The organism is Ferrovum myxofaciens, assembly GCF_000735045.1.
Lineage (GTDB): Bacteria > Pseudomonadota > Gammaproteobacteria > Burkholderiales > Ferrovaceae > Ferrovum > Ferrovum myxofaciens.
The window spans coordinates 1-4,050 of record NZ_JPOQ01000038.1; the positions used below are offsets into that span (position 1 = coordinate 1).

Annotated in this window: 4 protein-coding genes; 2 read left to right on the top strand and 2 right to left on the bottom strand. The window is 49.1% G+C overall.

Going from position 1 to position 4,050, the window contains the following annotated elements; translation table 11 throughout:
- Positions 1-105 precede the first annotated feature (105 nt).
- The gene (locus IV91_RS0106765; protein ID WP_150112409.1) at positions 106-2,547 is read right to left on the bottom strand and encodes a beta strand repeat-containing protein; all 2,442 of its coding nucleotides are present in this window, start codon (positions 2,545-2,547) and stop codon (positions 106-108) included.
- On the opposite strand from IV91_RS0106765, the gene IV91_RS17855 reads away from it, so the two are divergent.
- Positions 2,530-2,889 carry a hypothetical protein gene (locus tag IV91_RS17855; RefSeq protein WP_150112410.1) on the top strand — a complete coding sequence of 120 codons (360 nt, stop codon included), beginning with the start codon at positions 2,530-2,532 and terminating at the stop codon, positions 2,887-2,889. The two genes, IV91_RS0106765 and IV91_RS17855, sit on opposite strands and share 18 nt — an antisense overlap.
- On the opposite strand, the gene IV91_RS0106770 is transcribed toward IV91_RS17855, so the two are convergent.
- Complete coding sequence (locus IV91_RS0106770) at positions 2,879-3,223, bottom strand: helix-turn-helix transcriptional regulator (protein WP_031597069.1); 345 nt, start codon at positions 3,221-3,223, stop codon at positions 2,879-2,881. The genes IV91_RS17855 and IV91_RS0106770 overlap by 11 nt on opposite strands.
- 71 nt (positions 3,224-3,294) lie before the next feature.
- On the opposite strand from IV91_RS0106770, the gene IV91_RS0106775 reads away from it, so the two are divergent.
- A partial coding sequence (locus tag IV91_RS0106775; protein WP_031597070.1) for a tyrosine-type recombinase/integrase occupies positions 3,295-4,050 on the top strand: 756 nt, incomplete at its 3' end.

Consider the following 4,050-nt stretch of genomic DNA (forward strand, 5'->3'; position numbering starts at 1 on the left):
GTGCTCGATCCGTCTTTCGTCCCATTATCTCCCCCCGTCCTTTATGGTTTTGACCAAAATTTCTCTCGATCATTGTACGGGAGGGAATTGTATTACGTAAACCTTTTAATGATATTTACTACTAGCATCATTGTTCAACGCAACATTACCGCTCAGGGTCAACGAGGTTAGGCTCGAATCGGCACCCAACGAAGTGATATAGGCATTACCTGTGCCGGAGTTAACAACAGATAGTGAATGTCCAGTCAAACTCAGCACCTGTCCAATCACATCATTACCACTACCAGTGAATGTCAATGAACCCATCGCTGAATCAGTCAGGGCTCCAATAGTAACTGCAGCACCTGAAGTATTGTTGATTGTCAGGCCAGTAGCTGCTGTCGCTGTGCTACCAAGTGTATGACCTTCGTTTAAGGTTGTAATGGTTAATCCATCTACCCCACTCACGTTCAGGGTTGACAGACCACTGTCCACAAGAGTCGTAATTGTATTTACACCACCCGCATTAGCAGCCGTGTCGTTGCTGACAATGTTCAGGGTTGCGATACCCACACCGTTTGCATCACCCATGGACAGGCTTGTTACAGTAATCGCACCATTAGCAGTCGTACCCAGATTCACAGTTGAAGAATCTGTTGCACCGGTTGTATCAGCCGTCTGGAATACCACTGTATCGCCAGTTAAGGCAGTACCTGCATCAATCGACAGGGAAGAACCCTTGACCAAGTTGGTAACAGTTGCGGTTGTACTGCCGCTTATCACATCCAACGAATTGAATGTGTTAGATCCCATGGCTGCTGCATTGTAGGTGACCGTGCTACCAGCAGCTACATTAATCCCCAGAATGCTAAACCCTGAGACTTCACCCCAAGTGTGGCCTGTTCCGCTGCTGAACGTCCCAGTCCCGCTCAAAATCAACTCGTTGTTTGTTGCTGAACCACCCGTTACAGCCTTGGTCTGATCTGCAGAAATCGTAATCACATCCTGACCAGTTGACCCCGTGAAGGTGTCTGTACCTGCGCTGTGGAGAGTCGCAGTGATGGTGCCGCTGGAAGTCGTGGCCAACGTAGTACCAGAAGCGGTGCCGGCGAATGTTCCGTTGTCATTAAAACCTGCAGATCCAGAGACTGCAATTGCTGTCAGCCCACTATCAGCCGACATATCAAAGAGAGACAAGGTTTGCGTACCAGAAATATTCAGGGTCGTCAGGCTTGTGTCAGCAATACCTGCTGATGTTGTTGCCCCAAGGGTGGTAGCGCCAGATCCGCCAGTGGTTACATTCAGTGTCTTGACACCAGAGGTGGTAAGACCTGTTGCATCTGTAAGGCCATTCAGGTTCATTGCAAGTGCCGTTGCCGCCACGTTGTCGACTGCAAGGCCTGCACCCGTACCCGACAAGGTCAGGGTGGTAAGCGCTTTACTGTTGACGTAAGAACCGCTAGCATAGTTGGCCAACGTAACCGTAGTAATTGTGGAAGAAGCGCTTGTAGAGGCTGATCCAGTGGTTCCAGAAACAATTACCTGCCCAGCAGCCACTCCCAAAGTACCAGGAACAGCAGCTGCGGCAGTAACAGCCCCCGAAGTAGATGCAGAGTAACCAGGGCCACCTGCAGTTGTTGTTCCAGAACTTGCTGTAACAGCACCAGTTGCGCCCACTGCTGTTACATGTGCTGCCTGATTAATGGTTACGCTTGTTGCTGTACCACCATCCAGTGCAGTAACTGCACCCTGTGTAACGGTAAGAGTGCTGGTACCTGCGACACCAGCTACACCAGGATTTGCAGCCAAAGCAGCAGCAGAGGCAGTGGCGGTTTCATTGACGGTGATGGTGGTTCCACCGGTTGCCGAAATCGCTCCAGCAGTGAATATTGTTGCGGCGGCAGCAGCAGCAGTGTCGGTCACATTCACATTGGAGGTGATGTTCAACGGACCCGTTCCGGCTGTTGCAGTGATTGTCCCGGCCGTTGCCATGTCCATATCAGCAAAATTTCCGACATTTTCTGTGCTGGTGATGGTTACGCCTGCACCACTTGTAGCTGTGATGTTGCCAAATTGGGCTGAGGCTAGTGATACACCAACTGTAGCAGTCGCATTTGAATCCGATGCCGTTTCTGTTGCCGTAATAGTTACGTTACCCGTAGGAGCAGTTGTCCCTCCAACAACGATGTTGCCAATAGCTCCACCATCACCCGTAGTAGCAGGCGTAGTTGAAGTACTAACGACTGTAACCGAACCAGTAGCGGTAAGATTTACAGTAGTTCCGCCATCAATCGTTGTTGCGCTAATTGCGCTAACAGTAGGCACCGACAAAGTGCCCACCGGCGAGTTTGCAGATGCCAGCGTATTTGTCACAGTTGTAGCTGCGGTAGAAGCCGCAGTAATGACATCAGCACCCGTGGATGCCTTGATGTTCAACGCGGTAAGTCCGGTCCAACCTGACGCATCAATGGTCTCTGCGCCAACTGCAGTAACATTCGCCGTCTGAACACCGGTTACGGTGACAGTCGGGAAAGTAGAGCTGCCTGTGGTTTGATCAGCAATATTCAACGTGTTACCGGTACCGGTTGCAACGATGCTGTCCAGCGAATTGAAAGTGCTGCTGGTACCGTTTATCACACCGTTGATGGCGGAATTGCCAGCAGGCGTAAAACTGTCAATACCTGTAGTGAGATGACAAGTTGGACTAATAACTACTATATTGATTTAATATCCATAAATAACGATTATAAGTCCATATTTATGGATTTTCTACCAAAATACAGTTTTTTTATCAAGAAATTCCGCAATGATCCAGTAAACACCCGCAAAGTTGCTTACCTTGTCAATGGATTAACCCATCCTCCTCCAAACGAGACCCTTCTACCAAAACCCACCAAATCTACTCCATGATCTTGGTCTTGGGTGCCTTTTTCTTGTCCGAACGCCGCTTGTCCTCATCCATCAAATACTGCTTAGAAGTATTCAACGCCTTGGTACTGATATTAACCGTTATGTTGTCCGAATAGATCGAATCCACGTCAATCCCGGCTTCCTTAAAGTATTTTAGGGCCTTAAGGTACAGATCCACCTTCGGCTGCATTTCCATCGTCTCTATTCTGGCTATCGTAGATTTAGCAACCCCCAAATCGTCCGCCAGTTCCTGCTGATTAATCCCTAAAGCGGCCCGTGCTGTTCTCATCGCCACGGCAACCTTCACGTTTTCATCGGTCATCTCTATTGACATTATTTCTCCAATATGGGACTATTAGTCCCCGAACATAGGAATATAAGTGCGTATAACCCAACAGAGGCCAGATGACTACGCAAACACTTACAAATACCCTGATAAACAGGGCAGAATGCCCTACAACCGTGTCAAAGGTAGACTATTTTGACACGAAAGTGAATGGGTTACTTCTAAAAGTCCTGAAATCAGGCAGAAAAACCTATTATCTACGGTATAGAAGCATTCGAGGCAAACAAATAGAATTAAAACTTGGCGATGTCCGTGTTTTGAGCCTGAATGACGCCAGAGAACTGGCAAGCCAAAAACTTTTCAAGGTAGCGATGGGGGAGGATCCCATGGCTATAAAAACCGAGTTGAAGTTGACGCCCACCTTCGCCAACTTCATGGCCGATCGATATATGCCCTTCGTGAAGGGTTACAAGCGTTCCTGGCAAGCCGACGATTCCTATCTGCGAAACCATCTGCTGCCTGCTTTCGGCAAAAAGTATCTGGACGAGATCACCAAACACGATGTAATCCAGTTCCACCACGGGATGCGTACAAAAGGTTACGCCCTGGGCACCTGCAACCGTTGCCTGATCCTGCTGCGCTATGCCATGAACCTTGCAGTGCGCTGGGAAATCCCCGGCGTCACAGCAAACCCCACCAAGGACGTTCCCTTGTTCGAGGACCTTGCTGGTAAAAAAGAGCGGTTCCTAACAGAGGAAGAAGCCCAGAAACTATACGAAACGGTGTGCCGGAGTGAGAATCCTATGCTCAAATTCATCGTGCCGATGCTGATCCTGACCGGTGCCAGAAAACGCGAGGTGCTGGATGCAAAGTGG